This is a genomic window from Bacillus sp. iso_77 (assembly GCF_056173625.1).
Map to the genome: position 1 here is coordinate 2,624,202 of NZ_CM149683.1, position 21,514 is coordinate 2,645,715.

Annotated in this window: 22 protein-coding genes and 1 other annotated feature; of the genes, 10 read left to right on the forward strand and 12 right to left on the reverse strand. The window is 41.4% G+C overall.

The window, feature by feature from the left end:
- Positions 1–35: 35 nt before the first annotated feature.
- The 3 genes from AC0VYC_RS13435 to AC0VYC_RS13445 form a co-directional block, all read right to left on the reverse strand.
- Complete coding sequence (locus AC0VYC_RS13435) at positions 36–248, reverse strand: alpha/beta-type small acid-soluble spore protein (protein ID WP_003216385.1); 213 nt, start codon at positions 246–248, stop codon at positions 36–38.
- A gap of 89 nt (positions 249–337) precedes the next feature.
- Positions 338–1,543: a tRNA uracil 4-sulfurtransferase ThiI gene (thiI, locus tag AC0VYC_RS13440; protein WP_024718686.1), complete on the reverse strand. Its 1,206-nt coding sequence runs from the start codon at positions 1,541–1,543 to the stop codon at positions 338–340.
- A gap of 4 nt (positions 1,544–1,547) precedes the next feature.
- Positions 1,548–2,690: a cysteine desulfurase family protein gene (locus tag AC0VYC_RS13445; protein WP_138278876.1), complete on the reverse strand. Its 1,143-nt coding sequence runs from the start codon at positions 2,688–2,690 to the stop codon at positions 1,548–1,550.
- 202 nt (positions 2,691–2,892) lie between these two features.
- Between AC0VYC_RS13445 and brnQ (AC0VYC_RS13450) the strand changes: the two genes are divergently transcribed.
- Both brnQ (AC0VYC_RS13450) and brnQ (AC0VYC_RS13455) read left to right on the forward strand, forming a co-directional pair.
- The gene (brnQ, locus tag AC0VYC_RS13450) at positions 2,893–4,236 is read left to right on the forward strand and encodes a branched-chain amino acid transport system II carrier protein (RefSeq protein ID WP_144667149.1); all 1,344 of its coding nucleotides are present in this window, start codon (positions 2,893–2,895) and stop codon (positions 4,234–4,236) included.
- Between the two features lie 214 nt (positions 4,237–4,450).
- Positions 4,451–5,794 carry a branched-chain amino acid transport system II carrier protein gene (gene brnQ / locus AC0VYC_RS13455; protein ID WP_039170261.1) on the forward strand — a complete coding sequence of 448 codons (1,344 nt, stop codon included), beginning with the start codon at positions 4,451–4,453 and terminating at the stop codon, positions 5,792–5,794.
- A 40-nt stretch (positions 5,795–5,834) separates the two neighbouring features.
- Here the strand turns inward: brnQ (AC0VYC_RS13455) and ezrA are convergent, their stop codons facing one another.
- Complete coding sequence (gene ezrA / locus AC0VYC_RS13460; RefSeq protein WP_475388664.1) at positions 5,835–7,538, reverse strand: septation ring formation regulator EzrA; 1,704 nt, start codon at positions 7,536–7,538, stop codon at positions 5,835–5,837.
- Positions 7,539–7,874: 336 nt separating this feature from the next.
- Here ezrA and hisJ point away from each other — a divergent pair, with 336 nt between their 5' ends.
- Entirely contained in the window at positions 7,875–8,690 is an 816-nt protein-coding gene (gene hisJ / locus AC0VYC_RS13465; RefSeq protein WP_047945281.1) for a histidinol-phosphatase HisJ, read from the forward strand.
- Here hisJ and refZ read toward each other — a convergent pair.
- Positions 8,660–9,325, reverse strand: a complete 666-nt coding sequence (gene refZ, locus AC0VYC_RS13470; RefSeq protein ID WP_008343081.1) for a forespore capture DNA-binding protein RefZ — start codon at positions 9,323–9,325, stop codon at positions 8,660–8,662. The genes hisJ and refZ overlap by 31 nt on opposite strands.
- A gap of 126 nt (positions 9,326–9,451) precedes the next feature.
- Between refZ and AC0VYC_RS13475 the strand changes: the two genes are divergently transcribed.
- Together AC0VYC_RS13475 and rpsD are read left to right on the forward strand one after the other, a co-directional pair.
- Complete coding sequence (locus tag AC0VYC_RS13475; RefSeq protein ID WP_041092574.1) at positions 9,452–9,952, forward strand: GAF domain-containing protein; 501 nt, start codon at positions 9,452–9,454, stop codon at positions 9,950–9,952.
- A gap of 310 nt (positions 9,953–10,262) precedes the next feature.
- Positions 10,263–10,865 (forward strand): 30S ribosomal protein S4, encoded by a 603-nt coding sequence (gene rpsD / locus AC0VYC_RS13480; protein ID WP_007501777.1) that lies wholly within the window; start codon positions 10,263–10,265, stop codon positions 10,863–10,865.
- 302 nt (positions 10,866–11,167) lie between these two features.
- On the opposite strand, the gene AC0VYC_RS13485 is transcribed toward rpsD, so the two are convergent.
- A complete protein-coding gene (locus tag AC0VYC_RS13485) occupies positions 11,168–11,254 on the reverse strand; it encodes a putative holin-like toxin (protein WP_017358303.1) in 87 nt (28 codons plus the stop codon).
- 267 nt (positions 11,255–11,521) lie between these two features.
- On the opposite strand from AC0VYC_RS13485, the gene AC0VYC_RS13490 reads away from it, so the two are divergent.
- Positions 11,522–12,085 (forward strand): hypothetical protein, encoded by a 564-nt coding sequence (locus tag AC0VYC_RS13490; RefSeq protein ID WP_058337279.1) that lies wholly within the window; start codon positions 11,522–11,524, stop codon positions 12,083–12,085.
- Positions 12,086–12,093: 8 nt separating this feature from the next.
- Here the strand turns inward: AC0VYC_RS13490 and AC0VYC_RS13495 are convergent, their stop codons facing one another.
- From AC0VYC_RS13495 to AC0VYC_RS13505, 3 genes are all read right to left on the reverse strand, one after another.
- A complete protein-coding gene (locus tag AC0VYC_RS13495) occupies positions 12,094–12,693 on the reverse strand; it encodes a cysteine hydrolase family protein (protein WP_475388666.1) in 600 nt (199 codons plus the stop codon).
- A 49-nt stretch (positions 12,694–12,742) separates the two neighbouring features.
- Entirely contained in the window at positions 12,743–12,955 is a 213-nt protein-coding gene (locus tag AC0VYC_RS13500) for a hypothetical protein (protein WP_039170275.1), read from the reverse strand.
- 96 nt (positions 12,956–13,051) lie between these two features.
- Entirely contained in the window at positions 13,052–13,699 is a 648-nt protein-coding gene (locus tag AC0VYC_RS13505; protein WP_041092577.1) for an esterase/lipase family protein, read from the reverse strand.
- A 202-nt stretch (positions 13,700–13,901) separates the two neighbouring features.
- Here AC0VYC_RS13505 and AC0VYC_RS13510 point away from each other — a divergent pair, with 202 nt between their 5' ends.
- Complete coding sequence (locus tag AC0VYC_RS13510) at positions 13,902–14,243, forward strand: antibiotic biosynthesis monooxygenase family protein (RefSeq protein ID WP_178896951.1); 342 nt, start codon at positions 13,902–13,904, stop codon at positions 14,241–14,243.
- A gap of 128 nt (positions 14,244–14,371) precedes the next feature.
- Here AC0VYC_RS13510 and tyrS read toward each other — a convergent pair whose 3' ends face one another.
- Complete coding sequence (gene tyrS / locus AC0VYC_RS13515) at positions 14,372–15,640, reverse strand: tyrosine--tRNA ligase (protein WP_135009408.1); 1,269 nt, start codon at positions 15,638–15,640, stop codon at positions 14,372–14,374.
- 53 nt (positions 15,641–15,693) lie between these two features.
- Positions 15,694–15,931, reverse strand: a binding site (T-box leader).
- 59 nt (positions 15,932–15,990) lie between these two features.
- Positions 15,991–17,715, reverse strand: a complete 1,725-nt coding sequence (acsA, locus tag AC0VYC_RS13520) for an acetate--CoA ligase (protein ID WP_475388668.1) — start codon at positions 17,713–17,715, stop codon at positions 15,991–15,993.
- A gap of 155 nt (positions 17,716–17,870) precedes the next feature.
- Here acsA and AC0VYC_RS13525 point away from each other — a divergent pair, with 155 nt between their 5' ends.
- From AC0VYC_RS13525 to AC0VYC_RS13535, 3 genes are read left to right on the forward strand one after another with little or no spacing between them, the layout of a single operon-like run.
- Positions 17,871–18,503: a GNAT family N-acetyltransferase gene (locus AC0VYC_RS13525; RefSeq protein ID WP_058337273.1), complete on the forward strand. Its 633-nt coding sequence runs from the start codon at positions 17,871–17,873 to the stop codon at positions 18,501–18,503.
- Between the two features lie 38 nt (positions 18,504–18,541).
- Positions 18,542–19,183, forward strand: coding sequence for a CBS and ACT domain-containing protein (locus tag AC0VYC_RS13530; protein WP_017358312.1), 642 nt, complete (start codon positions 18,542–18,544; stop codon positions 19,181–19,183).
- A complete protein-coding gene (locus AC0VYC_RS13535; RefSeq protein ID WP_045034170.1) occupies positions 19,180–20,340 on the forward strand; it encodes an acetoin utilization protein AcuC in 1,161 nt (386 codons plus the stop codon). The genes AC0VYC_RS13530 and AC0VYC_RS13535 overlap by 4 nt, the downstream gene beginning before the upstream one ends.
- 43 nt (positions 20,341–20,383) lie before the next feature.
- Here the strand turns inward: AC0VYC_RS13535 and ccpA are convergent, their stop codons facing one another.
- Positions 20,384–21,385 carry a catabolite control protein A gene (gene ccpA / locus AC0VYC_RS13540; protein WP_035702055.1) on the reverse strand — a complete coding sequence of 334 codons (1,002 nt, stop codon included), beginning with the start codon at positions 21,383–21,385 and terminating at the stop codon, positions 20,384–20,386.
- Between the last annotated feature and the right edge of the window lie 129 nt (positions 21,386–21,514).

Genomic DNA, 21,514 nt, shown 5'->3' on the forward strand with positions numbered 1-21,514 from the left:
CCCGCTCATAAGCCATAGCTTTTTAATTGTGTGTCTTAGAAAGATCCGCCACCCATATGTTGTTGAGCGTAAGATACAAGACGCTTAGTGATTTCTCCACCAACTGATCCGTTAGCGCGAGCTGTTGTTTCTGGTCCAAGGTTTACGCCAAATTCTGAAGCGATTTCGTACTTCATTTGGTCGATCGCTTGTGCAGCGCCTGGAACGACTAATTGATTAGAACTGCTTTGTCTGTTTTGTTGAGCCATGTGTTCTCACCTCCTTGTGAATATAGAATGTGTAGAAACACATGACTTCATGCGATTGATTTTATGGTAATTATTATGAAATTTTTTATTTAGAATAAATCAGCGAATTTGTCAGCTGCTTTCTTTTCATTTGTGACAACGATTGTTTCGATCTGCTCCACTGCCTCATCAAGCATTGGCTCGAATTCAGCAAAGCTTTCGTAGCGTTCTACTTTTTCAAGCTTTGGTTTTGTTTTTGGAGATGGCGGCGTAAAGATCGTGCAGCAATCCTCAAATGGCTGAATGCTTGTCTCATATGTGCCAATTCGTCTCGCTTCTTCGATAATGTCATTCTTATCCACGGCAATCAGCGGGCGAATGATCGGTGTGTTTGTGACATGATTAATGGCATACATGCTTTCAAGTGTCTGACTTGCCACTTGACCAAGGCTTTCCCCTGTAATAATGGCAAGCGCATCACGCTTGGCTCTTATTTTATCTGCAATTTTGAGCATCATTCTTCTCGTTGAAGTCATCGTATAGTTTTCTGGTACTTGTTTGTGAATGAGCTCTTGGATTTTCGTAAAAGGAACGATGTGAAGCTTGACTTCGCCTCCATAGGCAGCTAAGCATTCCGCTAGATCAATGACCTTTTGCTTGGCACGTTCACTTGTATAAGGTGGGCTAAAGAAATGAACAGCTTCAATTTGAATGCCTCGTTTCATTGCCTGATAGCCGGCCACTGGGCTGTCAAAACCGCCAGAGAGCATCAGCATCGCTCTTCCACTTGAACCAACTGGCAGTCCGCCTGCACCTTTTACATCTTTAAATGTAATGTACGTCGCGTGTTCTCTTATTTCAATTCGCAAGTGAACATCTGGCTGTTTCACATTAACGGTTAAGTTGTCTGTATTCCTTAAAACATGTCCACCAATTTCTCGGTTCATTTCATTTGAATCAAGCTCAAATTGTTTATAAGAGCGTTTCGTTGAGACCTTAAATGTATTTCCTTGTTTATACACTTCCTGAACCGCTGAGAGTGCCGCTTCTTTGATGGCATCAAGATTTGTCTCACATTTCACAGCCAGGCTAAAGCTTTGAATGCCAAATACACCTTTAAGCTGTTCTGAAATCGGTTCAGGATCTTCTCCGTTTAGCATGATCGTAATGCGGTCTCTGTCAGATGCATACTTTAATGCTTCAAAGTCTTTTAATACAAACCGGATATGCTGTCTTAGTTTTTCGATAAATTTCTTTCTATTTTTCCCTTTTGTTGAAATCTCACCAAAACGGACTAAAATATGGTCATACTTCATGTTGTTATCTCATTCCTTTTAATTTTTTCACACTTTGTGCGATCGATGTGATGATTTGTGGCGCTAGCTCTGGTCCTTGTCCATATGTCAAACTGATTCTCATGCTGCTTTTGGCTGCTTCTTCTGATTTTCCCATCGCGAGCAGGACACGGCTTGGTTCCTTTTTCTTAGCAGAACAAGCAGACGTTGTCGAAACGTAAATGCCTTCTTTTTCGAGCATATGCAGAAGGACTTCGATCTGAATACCTGGCACTGAAAAATTCACAATGTGCGGTGCGCTATGCGTCAGCGGTGTGTTTATGACGACGCCTTCTATCTTTCCAAGCTGCTGCTCTAGCTCCGTTTTTAAGGCGATCATCTCATCATGATGCTTGTTTAAATATTCAAATGATTGCTTTATGGCTTTTGCTAAACTGACAGCTCCAGCAGGGTTCTCAGTCCCTGAGCGAAGGCCTAGTTCTTGCTCTCCTCCTGTGATAAAAGGTGCAAGTACGATCTCTCTCTTTAAAAAGAGGGCACCTGTTCCCTTCAGGCCGTGAATCTTGTGGCCTGACATCGTTAAAAGATCAATATCCATCTCTTTAGGCAGCGGAACCTTGCCAATTCCTTGTACGCCGTCAACATGAAAAATCGCCTCTTTGGCATACTTCCGAATGATGCTGGCCGCTTCCTCTATCGGCTGAATCGCGCCTGTTTCATTGTTTACATGCATGAGACTGACAAGCACTGTATCAGGGCGAAGCACTTCTTTTAAATGCGTCATATCTGCACGGCCATGCTCATTTACTTGAATATAGGAAATATCAAAGCCAAATAATGTTTTCAGCTGTTCAAACGATTCGATGACAGATGGATGCTCAATCGCTGTTGTGACAATATGTCTGCCTCGGTTCATCTTGGCAAGAGCAGCCCCTTTGATGGCAATGTTATTTGCTTCTGTTGCACCTGAAGTAAAAATAATCTCATATTGTGTAAAACCTGTATAGTGAAGGATTTGTTTTCGCGTTTCACTTAATAGACGGCTCGCATCAATTCCAAGTTGATGCAGCGAAGACGGATTCCCAAAAAAACGCTCACTCACTTGCTGATGTACTTGTAAAACCTCTGGATAAGGCTTTGTTGTAGCACTATTATCAAGATAAATCATATCTTAAACTCCTTACAAAAAAACTTAAAAAATAAATGCATTTATATGTTACCATAATGAAGTCAGACAGAGAATTTTCTGAAAATGGCAGTTGACAACTTTTTATTTTCACTATATCATCCATAGTGCAATTGTCATATAAACACCTAAATTGTCAGAATATTTAAATTTGACACAATACACTGATTGAGGAGGGACTATTTTGAATAATAGTTTAAGTATAAAAGAGACATTGGCTATTGGACTAATGCTTTTTGCATTATTCTTTGGTGCAGGAAATATGATTTTCCCGCCTGTTCTTGGACAATATGCTGGTGAAAACGTATGGCTTGCCATCGGCGGATTCCTACTTACAGGCGTAGGTCTTCCACTATTAGGGGTTATTGCTGTCGCCCTTACAGGTACCGGCGCCAAAGGTCTTGCCGATAAAGCACACCCTAAATTCGGGACTATCTTTACCGTTATTCTGTATTTATCCATTGGACCATTTTTCGCCATTCCGCGAACTGGTACGGTTTCGTATGAGATTGGATTAGCTCCATTTCTCTCAGGTGCCCAAGCCACTTCATGGGTACCACTATTCATCTTTACCGTAGTGTTTTTCACTATTTCATACTTGCTTGCGTTAAATCCTTCAAAGCTGGTTGATCGTATTGGTAAAATTTTGACACCGATCTTATTAACTGTTATTGCTATTATTGTCATTAAAGCCATTGCTACGCCAATGGGAATGATCGGTGCTCCAGATAAAACATATGAGGCAAATCCGCTTTTCACTGGATTTTTAGAAGGCTATAAAACAATGGATGCACTTGCTTCTATCGTATTTGGAATCGTCGTGGTGACAGCTGTTAAGGACAGAGGCATCACAGAGCGAAAATCTCTTGCAGCAGCTTGTATTAAGGCAGGAATCGTAGCAGCTGTTGGACTGGCACTCGTGTACATTTCACTTGCTTATGTGGGTGCTTCAAGCCCCGATGCCACGGGAATGGTTGGAGCAAATGATGGCGGCAAACTGCTTTCACTTTCTGCCAACTTTTTATTCGGTTCTGCTGGTAACATTGTTCTTGGCGCAGCCATTTTATTCGCTTGTTTAACGACTAGTGTTGGACTTATTTCATCTTGTGGAGAATACTTTTCAAAGCTCTTCCCAGCACTTTCTTATCGTACTGTCGTTCTAATTGTTTCTTTATTTAGCACATTCGTTGCAAACCTCGGACTGGCACAAATCATTTCTCTGTCGGTGCCTGTACTCGTAGCGATCTATCCACTGGCCATTGTCATTATTTTATTATCGTTCCTTGACCGCTGGATTAACGGCAGAAGAGTCATTTATATCACTTCTCTCATCTTTACTGGTTTCTTTGCCATCACTGATGGATTATTAGCTGCCAAAGTGAATCTAGGCGGATTGCCTGGCATCTTGAAATCAATTGTTCCGTTTTACGATTTAGGCATTGGCTGGATCATACCAGCTATTATCGGTGCTCTGATTGGTGTACTTATTTCCATGTTTACCAGCCCACCAAAGCAACTTGCCTCATAATCATCACAAGCCAAAACATCCCCTTCCAAAGAAGAAGGGGATGTTTTTTTATTGTTCTTCATATACTAAAATAGAAAAATTCATGACTTTTGTACGAAAACACATGTTGACATCAGGCGTACATCCTTTATAATTAGTGATTGTTAATGATGAACGGTTACCTAGCAACTAATTAACAGAATATTTCAACATAATAATGGAGGCTTTAAATGCAATGAAGGCAACTTTGTCGACGAAAGATACGGTTATCATAGGTTTTATGCTGTTTGCTCTATTCTTCGGCGCCGGTAATATGATTTATCCACCAGAGCTTGGGCAATATGCTGGGCAAAATGTGTGGAAAGCAATGGGCGGATTTTTATTAACAGGTGTCGGTTTACCTCTTCTAGGGATTATTGCAATCGCTTTGACAGGTCGAGATGCGAAAGGATTAGCTGATAAAGCTCACCCAGCTTTTGGAACAGCGTTTACCGTCATTTTATATTTATCCATCGGGCCACTTTTCGCTATTCCTCGTACAGGAACGGTTTCATATGAAATTGGTGCACTACCCTTTTTAGCTGGTGTACCAGCTTGGCTCTCACTTCTTTTATTTACACTGGCCTTTTTTGGTATTACGTATTATCTTGCACTAAATCCAACGAAAATTGTGGATCGTGTAGGGAAAGTGTTAACACCGATTAAATTTACGATCATTTTGATTATTATCGTCAAAGCCATTTTGACACCAATGGGCGTCATTGGCACACCTGATGTGTCCTATAGCAATGGATCATTTTTCAAAGGGTTTTTAGAAGGCTATAAAACCATGGACGCTCTTGCATCTATTGTGTTTGGGGTTGTTGTCATCAACGCCATTAAAGGACGTGGTGTAACAAGTAAAAAAGCACTCACATCTGCTTGTATCAAAGCAGGTCTGATTGCAGCTTGCGGATTAACATTTGTTTATTTATCACTTGCGTATTTAGGCGCTTCAAGTACACACGCCATTGGTTTTGTTGGAGATGGCAGTAAAATCTTGGCTCAGTCTTCACAATTCCTTTTTGGCAGTTTAGGAAATATTGTGTTAGGTGCTGCGATTACGGTTGCTTGTTTAACAACAAGTATCGGTCTCGTGACTTCGTGCGGAGAGTATTTCTCAAAGTTATTACCTAAGCTTTCTTATAAAACAGTTGTGACGCTTGTGACATTATTCAGTTTTATCATTTCAAATTTTGGACTTGCTCATATTATCGCTTTTTCAGTACCTGTTTTAACTGCGATTTATCCGTTAGCGATTGTGATTATCGTCTTATCACTTGCTGACAAATGGCTTGGTCATAGAAGACCTGTGTATGTCCTTACTTTGATTTTAACTGGCTGCGTCAGTCTGTTTGACGGCTTAGCAGCGGCGAAACTGCCGATTGGTCCTGTGAAAGATCTCTTTCAAACGATCTTGCCGCTATATGACCTTGGCATTGGCTGGATTGTACCTGCCATACTCGGAATCGTGATTGGATTTGTTATCTCTCTATTCACTTCTTCTGCTTCAGAAGAACGCCAAAAGCAAGCTTCATAACATGGAAAAAGCTGAAGTCCCAAAATGGACTTCAGCTTTTTTATTGATGCTGATATTCTTTTTCTTGCTGAGTTAAAAGCTTCTGAACGGCTCCAGGTGATGCTTTTTCGACAGCAGCTGCTGCCACATCAAATGAACCGTTGTAATCATAGGCATAAAATCTTCGTTCTGCCTCTTTTAATTGCTCTGAAAGAATGTGGTTTTGACTTCTAAACCGGTTGCCGTATTGTATAATCCGTTCAATTTGATCCACTTTACGAAGCATGTCATGTGTTTCATCAACCACTTGTCTGACTGTTTCAGAGGCTTCTTTTAATTGCTGGTTCACTGCTGGCATATTCAGCGGCAAATTCTCTAGCTGCTCCTGCACTTGCTGAATCATCTCCTGCGCTTTTTCAGCACGGTCTTTGATGTCAGCAGGTACACCTGGAATGTTGCTTTTGTGCAGCTGGCGCACTGTATCTGTCAGCATGGTTTTAAGTTCAGCCAATGTTTCTCTTGCCTGTAATTCTTCTTTTCGTAACGATTGAAGGTGATCTTTAAACGCTTCATGAAGCGTTTTGGCTTCCTCAATAAAGGTCTCAAGCTGATTGATTTCATCCATTAATAATGTGTATGCGACATGGTCACGATCAAGCTTCTCTCGTATTTGCTTCATGAGCTTTTCAATTTCTTCTAATCGTTTTTCGAAGGCTTTCTGCTGATCCAGCTCTCCCGCTGTCAGCTTGTAGCTTTCTTTCACAAGAGCCGTTTCTGCCTTTGTCTGCGTGTGGTCTTGTTCAAGTTTTTCAAATGCTTCGGTCAGCTCAGGCATTTTGCTCTTGATTTCCTGACCTGCTTCTACTTCTGCTTCTAACTGATCATACAGCGTCTGAATCGCATCATCAATCATTTGCAGAATGCTTGATGCTTCATCTAAGTTGAGTTCATCAATCAGCAGTTTCTCCGCCCGGGTCAGCTGTTTATTCAAGTTCTCCAGCTCTTTTGTGATCTGGATGTGCTCTAGCTTGTAGCCTTTGTCTGTCATTTCTTTATAACCGTCTTTCAGCTTCGTCAGCTGACCTGGCACCGTTTGTTTGCAGTCTGCGATGAGCTTCGGTACATCATTGATATATAATTGCAGCTGATCGAGTCTGCGGTCTTGCTCAAGCAAAATTTTCCTTGCTGTCATGTAGTTTCCGTTTTCTGTTTCTTCCTCGTACTGCTTGATCCCTTCCCAGGCCTCATCTAAGTCCTGCTCCATTTTGTCATAAAGGGTGCCGTATAAATGGCTGTAAGCAAGTAGATTTTTTCGTACCGTTTGATATTGCTCTTTGACCTTCTCGATGTCTTTTCGGTTTTGCTCTTCACTTGTGACAAGGTCTGCAATCTCTTTTAAAATGTCTTCGATGTTTGAATCAGCAGCGGTGAGCAGATCTCCTATATGTGCAAGAACTTGCTTCGCTTTGGAGAATCGATATTTATCAGAATACTCCTCTGCATCATATAATAGCTCCTCTACCTTTGGAAGATGGGCTGTGACGATATCGTCCCACTCTGCACGCCATCTTTCAAAAAACTGCTCTGTTTCTCCGGTCATTTTTAAATGTTTGATTTTTGAAATTTCTTCTACAATTGATCTGTTTAAAATTTCAATTTTCCATGCTTCCAATCGGTCAATCTCTTTATATATATTTTTTCTGAGGAAATAACCGACTGAAAACAAAGCAAGCAAAATGACAATTAAACCGATGATAAACTCCATAATGAGCCCCCTTGTTGTGATCTAAGTGATGTCAGGGTAGTGTCCCGAGTAGACCTGAGAACCCTTTCGTGTCCGCTTTGCATTTGTTTTTTATAAGCAGGATTGTATTTTTCCCAATACGATCCATTCACGGTTTTATGTATGTTTTTTCAAGAAAGTCATTCAGGCTTTCTATCATTTGATCACATGTATTGATGTGACCTGTTTTTATGTATGCGGAAGCTGTCGTTTTCATTGTTATTATGATACCATGTAACCAGCATTTTTGGTCATGATTTTTCATTATTTTCGCTGATAAACATGACGTTTTTCAAAATATCGACAAGAGGTGACGACATGTTGAAACAAGATGCACATTTACATACGCCATTTTGCCCGCACGGTACGCTTGATCCTTTTCATTCTTATATTGAAAAAGCAATGAAAAAGGGATTTGATTCCATCACCTTTACCGAGCATGCCCCGCTGCCTCCTTCGTTTCGAGATCCAACGCCTGAGCAGGATAGCGCCATGAAGCTTCGAGACCTTGAAGCCTATTTGACGAAGCTGGATCAGCTGAAACAGGAATACAAAGGACAGTTAATAGTAAAAACTGGGCTTGAGGTCGACTATATCAAAGAGTATGAAGAGGAAACAAGTGCCTTTTTAGACTGCTACGGCCCTGAACTAGACGATAGCATTTTATCTGTTCACTTTCTTCCTGCTGGCAATGATTATATTTGTCTTGATTTTGATGAGCACGCCTTCAAGCAGCTGATCAGCATCTATGGCAGCACCGAACACGTCTATCAAAGCTACTATGACCAAATTCATTCTTCTATTCTATCATCTTTAGGTCCATATAAGCCAAAGAGAATCGGTCATATCACCCTTGTCCAGAAATTCAAACAGCTTTTTCCATACGAAATGTCGCCAGAACTATGTCAAAGGGTCACCCTTTGTCTTGAAGAAACGGCAAAAAAAGGCATGTCCTTAGATTTTAATACATCAGGTCTTCGTAAAACATATGCCAGAAGTATCTATTTAGATCAATGGATGATCGATCTTGCAAAACAGAAAAAAATTCCGCTCATATTCGGGTCTGATGCCCATCAAGCGGAAGATCTCGGGTATGCGTATGATCAATTTGAAGACATCATGAGTTTCAGGTGAGGATCAAGTGCGGGTTCGTTTGGTTCTAACAGATGATGAAGCGACCGGCTCAGTTCCTTATAGTACGTTTGATAAAAGTAAGGCTCATTTGGGTTGATATAAAGCACCTCTGTTAAATATTGCGGCTGTAAATATGGCATCATCAGAAGTGATTTTAGCTGGATCATAAATGATGAGAGTGACAGCTGCTTACAAATCACATGGGTGCTTTTTCCTTTTTCAATGATGAGCTGAAACAAGTATTTTTCCTTTGTTAAATAGGTGGACATGATTTCCCTGATCAGCGTTGAATCAATGGTCACCTCTCGATAAACGAAACGGGTTAATTGACGATTTTCATGCTGATAAGATAAAATATCAAAAACCACATGAAGTAAACATTCTTTTGCATGACGGGTTTCCATGTGCTGGATGTGCGATTCAATCATCTGAATATAGCCTTCATAAAAATCGGATACGAGTTGCTCGAGCAGCCCTCCTTTTCCTTGAAAGTAATAAGATATATGGGCAACGTTGACGTTTGCTTCCTTCGCAATCTCACGGACAGAGGTTCCAGAAAATCCTTTTTGGTTAAAAAGTCTGATGGCAGCTTCAATAATACGGTCTTTTGTTTGCACGGTTGTTGATGTTTTCATCCGCTCACCCCTCTTCATGTGTACATACTTCAAGGTGAAGGCGGAAGTTCCTTTAATCATTGCTCGACAAATCCCACATGCGAAGCGCAAGTTATGTATTTTTGAGATAGAAAGTAGGAGATTTTCATGTTTCATGTCGAAAAACAGTCTGGTGATCCATCGAAAGACTATCAATTACTCATCAAGCAAGTAGAAGCGATTACGGATGGTGAACCTGATCTCATTGCCAACCTAGCCAATGCTGCGGCGCTGCTTTATCACTCGCTTCCTGAAGTCAATTGGGCAGGATTTTATTTAGCAAAAGGCGGAGAACTTGTGCTTGGTCCATTCAACGGACTGCCCGCATGTGTACGCATTCCTTCTGGAAAAGGGGTTTGCGGTACAGCATTTGCGACAGGTGATGTACAGCGTATCGCTGATGTCCATGCATTCCCTGGTCATATTGCATGTGATGCAGCATCGCAATCTGAAATTGTGATCCCACTTAAAGTAAATGGACAAATCATTGGGGTACTCGATATTGACAGTCCAGTGAAAGATCGTTTCAATGAAGTGGATGAAACGTACTTAGTTCAATTTACAGAGGTTCTCCAAAATGCGTTATCAGCCTCTACTGATGCGTCATGATGCTTGAAAAGCAGACAATGTGTCTGCTTTTTTGTTTTGCTTTCTTTCTCGGTAAAAGCCGGCCGTGTTTGACATTCTCCTCTTTAAATAGGTTGACTTCTCCTATCTGGCGTCATATAATAGAGTTTGTGTGAAATATGGCAGCCTTTTTGTTCGGCTTTTTTGTATCATTTTGTTCCTTCTATATGGAGGTGCATCTTGTAACTCCCTGCTGCTGGAGCGAGGATGCATGAAAACATAATGACGGAAAAGACAAAGAACAGACGGTTTTTATTTTTCACAAATAAAAACAATAAGGAGGAGTCACATTATGGCTCGCTATACAGGTCCAAGTTGGAAGATTTCCCGCCGTTTAGGCATTTCATTAAGCGGAACAGGTAAGGAACTTGAAAAACGCCCTTACGCTCCAGGCCCACATGGTCCAGGACAACGCAAAAAACTATCTGAATACGGTTTACAATTACAAGAGAAGCAAAAGCTTCGTCACATGTACGGTGTCAACGAACGTCAATTCCGTACACTATTTGACAGAGCTGCTAAACTTCCTGGTAAACAAGGTGAAAACTTCATGATCCTTCTTGAAACTCGCCTTGACAACCTAGTATACCGTCTTGGCCTTGCTCGTACGCGCCGCCAAGCTCGTCAGCTAGTAAACCATGGTCACATCCTTGTTGATGGAAGCCGTGTAGATATCCCATCTTTCTCTGTGAAACCAGGTCAAACGATTGCTCTTCGTGAGAAATCTCAAAACCTTGCAGTTGTGAAAGAATCAGTTGAAGTGAACAACTTCGTACCTGAATACCTTACTTTCGATGCTGAAAAGCTTGAAGGAACTTTCACTCGTCTTCCAGAGCGTTCTGAATTAGCGCCTGAAATCAGCGAACAACTAATCGTTGAGTTCTACTCTCGTTAATTTCATGACTCTCTCAGAGAGTGATCAAACAAACCCTAGAGACCTTGATTGTTCAAGGATTTCTAGGGTTTTTTGTTTGTATTCTATCATGTTCTAACACCTAACTAGATGAGAGTGGATGTATGACAGTGTTTAACAAAATCCTTTTTATGTTATAATACAAATAGATGTAGCGTAAATTAAAAGAAGCCAGGATGCTGTCACATCCCGGCAATGCACAAATGCTTGGCTCAAAGTGAGCTGGCTAGAAGGTACACAATAAATGGACCTACCCTACAAGTTGTCTAGGCTCAAAGGGTGGTCTATTTCTTTTTGTCTATATACGTCAACAAAGCAAGTATAAACATCCCAAATAAAAACATAAGGGACAACGCTTGAAAAGTTGACATAGGCTGCACCCCCTTTCAAGGGGATTTAGCCAAGACCACCATTGAGTACGCCGTAAATTTGTACGCTCTCTATTATTCATGAAAACATTGGAAGTTACCTTCCATATTTAAAAACCTTTCTTTGCAGCATAACCACCTTCACGCTTCATTACGTGATTGTCATTCCCACATGCAACTATAGGAAAAAAATATCATTTAGCTGCCGTTTGTCTATTGTTACAATGATGATAGAGGTTTTTTTCTAACTCACTAAGCTGGAGGAATTCCATGTTTTTTACCATAGTCATGATTTTCGTTCTCTTTTTCTTGTCTATTTTCGCCTATTCTCTTTTAAGAAAAAAGCAGGTCATAGATGCACCACCAAACCTACTGGCTACGATATCGTTCATATTACTGCTTTATTTTTCTCTTTGCCTCGTGATCGCTGTTCCAAGTGTCATGCTGTGCATCGTCGCTTTAGGGATAAACTATCTTTTTGGAGATTACATCACATATGATTCATTTTTTTCTTTCATCTCGTTCTCTTTATTGGTGAGTGGAATCGTGGTTTTTTGGTCACCTTTTCTTCTTTTCATAGGAAAAGGGCTGGCTTATTTACTCAAATTCCCTTCATGGCTGACTTTTGCTTTGGAGTGGATCAGTTCTTGGATCGTTTTACACCTCTCGATTAAGTATGTCCTTTACATAAAACTAGTAAATATCTCAATTTGGGAGCACGGCACACTCATTTTATCTTTCTTTGTCAGCTTCTTATTTATTGGAATTGATCTCATCTACTCAAGTATTGAACAACGAAAACAGCCGCTGGATGAACAAGCAAAAAGCTCCTAGAGATGATTCTAGGAGCTTTTGCTTGCCCAATTTGTGATCAGCTGCTCTGTTGTCAGGACAGTCGCAAATTCGTCATGCAGTGTTGCAAGTGAAAGGCGATGGATCGTTTCTGGATCATAGTATGTACCGGTTTGATCTGCGAGTCCAAAGGCGGCTGTTGCATCTGACATGAGGTAAGTATCAAAGCCTAGGTTTCCACTCATTCTTGTTGTGGTAGATACGCAGTGCGGTGTTGTGAGTCCAGCAATCACAACAGTGTTGATCTCGTTTGATCTTAGTTGTTCCTCTAAGTTTGTACCTATAAAGCTGCTGTTGACTTTCTTTTGTATGACCGTTTCTTCATCTAGCGGTTTAGCGATCTCTTTGAAGGAGTGCCCTTCATTTGCTGGATGAAATAAGGAGTGCGGCTGATCCGATGTATGCTGAATATGAATGACTGTCCATCCTTTTTCTCTCCAAAACGTCAATAGACGACTGATATTCTTCTCTGCATCTAGATTATTCCGTTCTCCCCATTTTTCGTGCTCGAATGCTTTCTGTACATCAACCATAATCAAAGCCTTTTGATGATGTTGCACAAATACCCACCTCCGAAGATTCTCGTTCATTATATGTAGTGTAAGGAATGGCGGTTGATTTGTACATGTTTTTATTTGGCTATGTACGATGTTTTGTCTGTTTTTGCAGTAAAAAGACAAACCACACACTGGCTATTAAGTAATAGATACCAATGATGGATGTACAATTAGATATGACTTCTGCCCATTGCACTGATTTGACGATTGCCATCCAGATCATATAGATGATCAGAAATGAACATGGGAAATAGAGAAAGTAGCCCAAGAAAGCATATTTGAGTTTTTGCGTCATCTTTTATCCTCCTAAAAACCTTCTGCAACACCTAGCAGATCCTATATAACCATGACATCAAAAAAGACAGCACAAATCGCTGTCTTTTTTCATGATTTAATTCGTATTCTGTCCTCCGCCATTCAATCCTTCTTTCACATAGCCTTTGACTTGGCTTGAGGTTAATAGACCGATATGTCCAACGCCGTGGATGAGGACGTTTCTTGCGCCAATTAAGCGAGAGAGACTGTTGACGACGATGAGATCGGCTGAGCTATAGACAGAAGTGTAAAGAATTTTTTGATTTGGATCGGTGCCTGGTAATGCTCTGAGTGAAACGAGTCCATTCGCTCCACCAAGTGTGACGACGTTTTCAATTTTATCTCCGCCGTCTAGGTTCTTAATATAGTATAACGTGTTCGCACCGCCCATACTATGAGCCACAATATCTACTTTTTTGGCGCCCGTTTTGGCTAGTACATCTTTGACGAATCTAGAGAGCCTCGGGCCATTGTTCAGGTTATTGCCCGTTTTGTCTATGAAATCGATTGCAAAAAGTTGGTTTTGATCCCATCCCTGTGATACCAAGTATCGTTTGATCGAAGCAAAGTTATAAGACGCACCACCCATGCCGTGTACCATTACAACCGGATTATGCTCAGCCGCTTTGGCTTCTTTCGGCTGGATGAAGGCTATTGAACCTAGCACTAAGGCAAGGGCAACAAGAATTTGCAAACTCTTTTTCTTAAATCGAATCACTTTCATTCCCCCTTATTCATCTTATTCGACTCTATTTTATACAAGAAAAATATGTCAGAAAAGTGAACAAGGTAATGTTTATAAGATGATTTTACAGAAATATAAATAATCATAAAGCACCTTGGACTTTTTTAAATTAAAACAAAAAGACTACGAGCCCCTCTATCTTTCATATATAATGTGAATAGACAAAAGGAGGTTCTGCTAGATGCTGTTTACTCAAACACCTGCACTACCCTATTATGCCGTGATTTTCACATCAAAACGAACAAATGTCGAGCAGAAAGAATACGCCGTGGCTGCTCAAAAAATGGAAGAATTAGCGAAAGAACTAGACGGGTTTCTTGGAATAGAAAGTGTACGAGATGAACATGGTGTTGGAATCACTGTCTCTTACTGGGATTCATTAACAGCCATCAAAGAATGGAAAGCACATACAGCACATCAGCGTGTTCAAAAAAAAGGAAAAAAAGATTGGTATGAATCCTATACAACCCGAATTTGTAAGGTAGAACATGCTTATACAAACGAAGATTCACTCCTTGAGTAAGAAACAGACAAATGAGAGAAAACCGCTCTGTAAAAGCTTAATTCCTACTTCTGAATAAAAAAGAAAAGCACCTCAATGTATATGAACATTTGAGGTGCTTTTCATGATACTTACTGTTTCATAAGGATTTATTTATACGTCACAAGGAAATATTTCTTTTTCCCTCTTCTTAAGACGGTAAATTGGTTTTCAATTCTATCTTCAGCTGAAAGGACGTAGTCTTTGTCGGTTTGTCTCTCTCCGTTGATGGAAACTGCGCCATTCGTGATATCTTCACGTGCTTGGCGTTTTGATGGAGACAGTTTTGATTCGACAAGAACATCAACCAGTGTTAATTCTTCTGCACTGTCTTTCTCCATTGATGGCACATCTTTAAAGCCTACTTTCACTTCTTCTGCTGTAAGAGATTTAATCTCACCTTTAAATAGCGCATTTGAGATGTTGACAGCCTGTTCTAGTGATTCACGGCCATGCACAAGTGTTGTGACTTCTTCTGCCAAACGGCGCTGTGCTTCACGTTTTTCAGGAGCTGTTTGCACTTTTTCTTCATACGATGCGATCTCTTCTTTTGATAGGAACGTAAAGTATTTTAAGTATTTCACGACATCACGGTCATCTGTGTTGATCCAGAATTGGTAGAATTCATATGGTGATGTTTTTTCTTTATCTAACCAAATGGCGCCGCCTTCTGTTTTACCAAACTTCGTGCCATCTGCTTTTGTCACAAGCGGCATTGTGAGACCGAATGCTTTTGCACCTTCTGCTTCAGACTTACGGATCAACTCAAGGCCAGATGTGATATTTCCCCACTGGTCGCTTCCGCCAATTTGCAGTTTACAGTTTTCATTTCTGTAAAGGTTTAAAAAGTCTAAAGATTGCAGGATAACGTAGCTGAACTCTGTGTACGAAATTCCTGTCTCAATCCGTGAGCTGACGATATCTTTTGCGAGCATGAAGTTGACACCGAAGTTCTTTCCAATATCACGAAGGAACGTGATGACATTCATTTGACTGATCCAGTCATAGTTATTGACGATGACAGCTGGGTTGTCACCTGCTTCAAAATCAAGGAATTGAGAGAGCTGGCCTTTGATTTTCTCTGACCACTGTTCGACGATTTCTGCTGGGTTTAGTGAACGTTCTGCTTTTTTGAAACTTGGGTCACCAATCAGTCCAGTTGCGCCGCCAACAAGTGCAATCGGATGATGACCTGCTTCTTGGAATCTGCGCAATGTTAAAATTGGCAGTAAGTGACCAATGTGCAAGCTGTCAGCTGTTGGATCAAAACCGGAGTATAGCTTGATTTTTTCTTCTGCTAATAATTTTGTTAAACCTTCTTCATCTGTTTGCTGCTGAATTAATCCTCTGAACGATAATTCTTCCATCAATTGACTCATATCCAAATCTCCTTTTTTTACAATTCAACATAAAAAACGCCCCTTCGAATGAACGAAGGGACGATATATATCGCGGTACCACCCTGCTTAAAAGACAAAACAACACGTCTTTTCACTTACACTGATAACGGACAGATCCGTTCTTTCACTAATCAGGCAACATGTATGCTCCTTTTCGTAAAAGCGGTTCGTGAGGGTAATTCGAATATCTCTTTGTACTGACTCGCACCAGCCGTCAGCTCTCTTGGACAGGGAAAGATGATTCTACTGAATCTCAGTCAAAACCTTTTCATATTCAACTAAAGTCATTTTTAACATACTTTTGATATCAAGTCAACTGACGGAAGCGATTAATCTTCCATTGTCGAGAGATCGCCAGCAGGTAAATTCAGTTCCCACGCTTTTAGCACACGTCTCATAATTTTACCGCTGCGTGTTTTTGGCAGTTTGTCTTTAAACTCAATTTCTCTCGGTGCTGCATGTGCAGCGAGTCCTTTTTTCACAAACGTGCGAATCTCTTCTTTCAGCTCATCTGTCGGTTCGTATCCGCTTCTAAGCGCTATAAATGCTTTAATAATTTCACCGCGCACAGGATCTGGTTTTCCGATAACACCAGCCTCTGCAATGGCCGGATGTTCCACCAGTTTACTTTCTACCTCAAATGGACCGACCCGCTCTCCTGACGTCATAATGACATCGTCGACACGTCCCTGGAACCAGAAGTATCCATCTTCATCCATATAAGCTGAATCTCCTGAAACATACCAATCTCCCGGCATAAAGTAAGATTCATATTTTTCAGGATTGTTCCAGATCGTATGCATCATAGACGGCCAGCCCTTTTTGATGGCAAGGTTCCCCATCCGGTATGGCGGAAGTTCATTTCCGGCATTATCTACAATCGCGGCTTCAACGCCTGGAATTGGTTTCCCCATCGAACCTGGTTTGATATCCATGCATGGATAGTTACAAATCAGCTGTGCACCTGTTTCTGTCATCCACCAAGTGTCATGAATTCGTTTACCGAATACAGCGTCTCCCCAGCGGATCACTTCTGGATTTAGTGGCTCTCCTACACTTAACACATGACGGAGTGAGCTGAGATCATATTTTTGAATGAGATCGTCTCCTGCTCCCATCAGCATTCTGAAGGCTGTCGGTGCACTGTACCAAACGGTCACACCAAGCGATTCAATGGTTTCGTACCACGTATCAGGATTGAACCTGCCGCCTAAAATGACATTCGTCGCTCCATTCAGCCACGGAGAAAAAATACCGTACACCGTCCCTGTTACCCAGCCTGGATCAGCTGTACACCAGTAGACATCTTCTTCTGTCAAATCAAGTACCCATTTACCCGTCTGGCCTTGCTGCACCATTGCGCCATGAACATGGAGCACACCTTTTGGCGTACCAGTGGACCCTGACGTGTAATGAAGCAGGTATCCATCTTTTTCATCCATCCACTCGATTTCAAGTTCCTTCGCTGCCTGTTCAAATGCTTCTTCAAAGTGAATCGTCCGCACATCACCTGCATCCTCTTTTTCACCGCCGACAATGATGACGGATTCAAGCTTTGGAAGTTCTGCAAACGGAATCCGCTCAAGCAGATCAGGCGTTGTCACAATCACTTTTGCCTCACTATTTTCTAAACGATCTTTGACGGCACCTTCCATAAATGCCTCAAATAACGGACCGACGATCGCACCAATTTTGACAGCACCAAGCAGTAGAAAATAGAGCTCAGGTGATCTTGGCATAAAGATAAACACGCGATCCCCTTTTTGCACATGTGCCTGTTCTCTTAATAGATTTCCTGCTTTGTTTGTCTTGATTTTCATATCCCTGAACGTATACTTTTCATCCCGCTCTGAATCTTTGTAGTGAAGCGCCACCTTGTTTTTACGAAACGAGTCCGCATGTCTGTCAATCGCTTCATAAGCTGCATTTACTTTTCCTGTTTCATACCAAGAGAAATTTTTTCTCGCTTCCTCCCATGAAAATTCTTTGTATGCTTGCTCATAATCATTTAAATGATAGTCCCCTTTTACTGATGGTAGCGTTTCCACTTTCATCAAACAGTCCCCCTTTGCATACGTTTACAATGACCATTATAGTATAGATGACTTTTTTTCTCAATTTTTAAAAAACTTCTGATGAAACCGTTTTAATTATTGCAAGATTTAAGATAGAATAGAGACGACTCACTAGAATTTGAGGCGGTGGATACGTGGAGCATCCTAAAACTTATTATTCAAAAACCATTGAGCGAGAAACAGGTTCCATCCTGATTGAAGGACCGGTACCTGCATCAGAGCTTGCGAACTATACGTTTCATGAAGGACTAACGGCATTTCGCACGCCTGAGGAACAGAAACAAGCACTTGTTGAAATAGCAGATCTTCCTGAAGGACGTATTATCATTGCTAGGGTGGATGAGCTTGTCGTAGGCTATGTCACGTATTTGTACCCTGATCCGCTTGAACGCTGGTCAGAAGGCAACATGGACAATTTAATTGAGCTCGGTGCCATTGAAGTCGCTCCTCCATTCAGAGGCTGCTCACTTGGCAAGCATTTACTGGATGTGAGCATGATGGATGAGCAAATGGAGAATTACATTATCATTACAACTGAATATTACTGGCATTGGGATTTAAAGGGGACAAAGAAAAACGTGTGGGAGTACCGCAAAATGATGGAGAAAATGATGAACGCCGGCGGTCTTGTCTGGTTTGCAACAGACGAGCCAGAGATTAGCTCACATCCAGCCAATTGTTTAATGGCACGGATCGGAAAAAATGTGAGTCCTGATTCGATCGAGCGTTTCGATCGTCTTCGCTTCCATCAGCGCTTTATGTATTAACGTTCAATTCGTTTTTTTGGCAAAGGGGATTGGTAAACATGATGATTGAACAAATTATGGAGCGTGATGTGATCACGCTACGCAAAACCGATACGATTGAAGAAGCCATTCAAAAAATGAGTGCACATCACATTCGGCATATTCCCATCGTATCTGAGCAGGGATCTGTCATTGGGATGGTGACAGATCGGGATATTAAAAATGCCAGTCCAAGTATTTTTGAAACAGAGAAAAGGCAGCTTTTTATTCAGCGGCCGGTTGAAGACATCATGGTGCTAGAGACGATTACCGCTCATCCGCTTGATTTCGTTGAGGAGATTTCAAGTGTCTTTTTTGAACACGGAATTGGCTGTCTTCCCGTTGTGAGACGTGGCAAGCTTGTAGGGATCATCACAAAAACAGATTTACTTCGTACATTTGTAAGACTAACAGGTGCAGATCAGCCTGGATCACATTTAGAGGTTGAAGTAGCGCAAGTGACAGAGGGTCTTGCAGACATTACGTCCATTTTAAAAGAGCAGCATATTCAAATGCTGAGTGTACTCGTGTACCCACATGCCAATGAAGCCTCTAAAGTGCTCGTCTTCCGCCTTCAAACGATGCATGCAGATCATGTGATGAAGCTGATTCGTGCAAAAGGCTATAAAGTGCTCTGGCCTATGGAGCAGACGATCAAATGAAGGAAGCGACCTTTGTTTTTTCACCATCTTTTCAAACGTACCAGTTTCACCAAGATCATCCCTTCAATCAGCTTCGCGTCTACTTAACTTATGATCTTCTTCAAAAAATGAAGGCATTAACGGATGATGAGATTGTCGCACCTCGTATGGCGACGCTGGAGGAATTAAAGCTCGTCCATACAACAGACTACATTCAAGCAGTACAGCGGGCAAGTGAAGGAAAACTGTCCACCGCAGAGGGGGAACGTTATGGTCTTGGCACTGAGGATACCCCGATGTTTGCAGGGATGCATGAGGCAGCTTCTCTCCTAGTTGGCGGGACATTAACAGCGGTTGATCAAGTGATGCTTGGGCATTCGCAGCATGCGCTCAATCTTGGCGGCGGGCTTCACCATGGATTTAAAGGGCGTGCTTCTGGCTTTTGTATTTATAATGACAGCTCTGTAGCCATTCAGTATATTCAAAAGACATATGGCGCTAGAATTTTATATATTGATACAGATGCTCATCATGGCGATGGTGTACAGTTTAGCTTCTATGATGATCCAGAGGTATGTACTGTTTCCATTCATGAAACAGGGCGCTATTTGTTCCCTGGAACTGGACAAGTACAGGAAAGGGGTCATGATAAAGGCTATGGCTATGCATATAATATCCCGCTTGACGCATTTACAGAAGACGAATCATTTTTAGAAGCCTATCGAACAGCAGTGACAGAGATTGCTGCTTTTTTTAAACCAGATGTCATTTTGACGCAAAATGGAGCAGATGCCCACTATTATGACCCTTTGACGCATTTATCTGCTACCATGAAAATATATGAGGAAATTCCTAGAATTGCCCATGAGCTGGCGCATCAATATTGTGATGGAAAATGGATCGCTGTGGGCGGAGGCGGCTATGATATTTGGCGTGTCGTCCCAAGAGCATGGAGCCGCATTTGGCTTGAGATGAAAGGCATTACACCACCAGATGCACTTCCTCAGGAATGGATTCGGGCATGGGAAAAACAATCGCCTGTTCCGCTTCCATCCACATGGCTAGATCCTGACGATTTATATCCACCGATTCCAAGAAGAGCAGAAATTACAGAAAAAAATGCACAAACGGTAGAAAAAGCACTCATGCCTGTTCGACGAGAAAAGAAAAAGGCATAAAAAAAAGCAGGCGTCCACTGATCAAGTGAGCCTGCTTTCTTTTTTATTTCGTCGATTGTCTTTCTTCGATTCTATGTGGCAATTCAACAATTTGATCTTCTACTTGTTCTTTGTTCATGAGCTTTGTCAAAAGTCTCATCGCAACAGCGCCAATATCGTAAGTCGGCTGAACAACTGTTGTCAATTGAGGGCGAACCATGAGGGATAGTCTTGTGTTATCAAAACCAATCACTTCTAAATCTTCAGGAATTGATACGCCTCTGTCCTGCGCTCCATGAATGACACCTAGCGCCATTTCGTCAGTAGCTGCAATCACAGCCGTCGGCTTGTCAGATTGATCAAGCAGATTAGCGAGCGCTTCAATACCAGAGTCATATGAGTAGTCTCCTTCAGCAACAAGCGCTTCGTCAAACACGATACCAGCTTCTTCAAGCGCACGCTTATAACCAGCAAGCTTTCTCATAGAGTTAATTGGTTCTGACATTGGTCCAGATACAAACGCAATTCGTTTATGTCCTTTTTCAACTAATAGCTGAACTGAATCATAAATGGCTTGTTCATAGTTAATGTTGACTGATGGTGTTTGTGCCTGCTCTTCAACAGATGCTGCAAGTACAATGGGTACAGGAGAGCGCTTAAATTCTTCCACATGCACATCTGTAATGTTTCCGCCCATAAAAACGATTCCATCTACTTGTTTGCCAAGCATTGTGTTTAACAAATGCAGTTCTTTATCAGTATTTTGGTCTGAGTTGCTCAAAATAATGTTGTACTTGTACATCGTCGCAATATCTTCAATTCCTCGTGCAAGCTCTGAATAGAAGATACTTGAAATATCAGGGATGATGACCCCAACTGTTGTGGTCTTTTTACTTGCAAGGCCTCGTGCGACTGCGTTTGGACGGTAGCCGAGACGATCAATTGCTTCAAGCACCTTTTTTCTTGTTGTTGGTTTTACGTTTGGATTACCATTAACAACGCGTGATACCGTTGCCATACTTACGTTTGCTTCTCTTGCTACATCATATATTGTAACATTATTCACATAAATCACTCCTTCAAATACACTTCATATCTATAGCATTCACCAATTGGATAGAGACATGTCAGATACGAGGAAAATAATATCCTATTTGTCATTAAAACGATGAAAAGAGACACATAATTTTTCAAT

What these genes read in the sequence shown, in the direction of transcription:
- AC0VYC_RS13535 (WP_045034170.1), top strand. Translation starts at nt 19,180, where the DNA reads ATGAAGGAAGCGACCTTTGTTTTTTCACCATCTTTTCAAACGTACCAG.
- AC0VYC_RS13475 (WP_041092574.1), top strand. Translation starts at nt 9,452, where the DNA reads ATGTTTCATGTCGAAAAACAGTCTGGTGATCCATCGAAAGACTATCAA.
- refZ (WP_008343081.1), bottom strand. Translation starts at nt 9,325, where the DNA reads ATGAAAACATCAACAACCGTGCAAACAAAAGACCGTATTATTGAAGCT.
- AC0VYC_RS13530 (WP_017358312.1), top strand. Translation starts at nt 18,542, where the DNA reads ATGATGATTGAACAAATTATGGAGCGTGATGTGATCACGCTACGCAAA.
- AC0VYC_RS13485 (WP_017358303.1), bottom strand. Translation starts at nt 11,254, where the DNA reads ATGTCAACTTTTCAAGCGTTGTCCCTTATGTTTTTATTTGGGATGTTT.
- AC0VYC_RS13490 (WP_058337279.1), top strand. Translation starts at nt 11,522, where the DNA reads ATGTTTTTTACCATAGTCATGATTTTCGTTCTCTTTTTCTTGTCTATT.
- hisJ (WP_047945281.1), top strand. Translation starts at nt 7,875, where the DNA reads ATGTTGAAACAAGATGCACATTTACATACGCCATTTTGCCCGCACGGT.
- AC0VYC_RS13495 (WP_475388666.1), bottom strand. Translation starts at nt 12,693, where the DNA reads ATGAACGAGAATCTTCGGAGGTGGGTATTTGTGCAACATCATCAAAAG.
- AC0VYC_RS13500 (WP_039170275.1), bottom strand. Translation starts at nt 12,955, where the DNA reads ATGACGCAAAAACTCAAATATGCTTTCTTGGGCTACTTTCTCTATTTC.
- tyrS (WP_135009408.1), bottom strand. Translation starts at nt 15,640, where the DNA reads ATGAGTCAATTGATGGAAGAATTATCGTTCAGAGGATTAATTCAGCAG.
- AC0VYC_RS13445 (WP_138278876.1), bottom strand. Translation starts at nt 2,690, where the DNA reads ATGATTTATCTTGATAATAGTGCTACAACAAAGCCTTATCCAGAGGTT.
- AC0VYC_RS13505 (WP_041092577.1), bottom strand. Translation starts at nt 13,699, where the DNA reads ATGAAAGTGATTCGATTTAAGAAAAAGAGTTTGCAAATTCTTGTTGCC.
- AC0VYC_RS13435 (WP_003216385.1), bottom strand. Translation starts at nt 248, where the DNA reads ATGGCTCAACAAAACAGACAAAGCAGTTCTAATCAATTAGTCGTTCCA.
- ezrA (WP_475388664.1), bottom strand. Translation starts at nt 7,538, where the DNA reads ATGGAGTTTATCATCGGTTTAATTGTCATTTTGCTTGCTTTGTTTTCA.
- thiI (WP_024718686.1), bottom strand. Translation starts at nt 1,543, where the DNA reads ATGAAGTATGACCATATTTTAGTCCGTTTTGGTGAGATTTCAACAAAA.
- rpsD (WP_007501777.1), top strand. Translation starts at nt 10,263, where the DNA reads ATGGCTCGCTATACAGGTCCAAGTTGGAAGATTTCCCGCCGTTTAGGC.
- acsA (WP_475388668.1), bottom strand. Translation starts at nt 17,715, where the DNA reads ATGAAAGTGGAAACGCTACCATCAGTAAAAGGGGACTATCATTTAAAT.
- brnQ (WP_039170261.1), top strand. Translation starts at nt 4,451, where the DNA reads ATGAAGGCAACTTTGTCGACGAAAGATACGGTTATCATAGGTTTTATG.
- AC0VYC_RS13510 (WP_178896951.1), top strand. Translation starts at nt 13,902, where the DNA reads ATGCTGTTTACTCAAACACCTGCACTACCCTATTATGCCGTGATTTTC.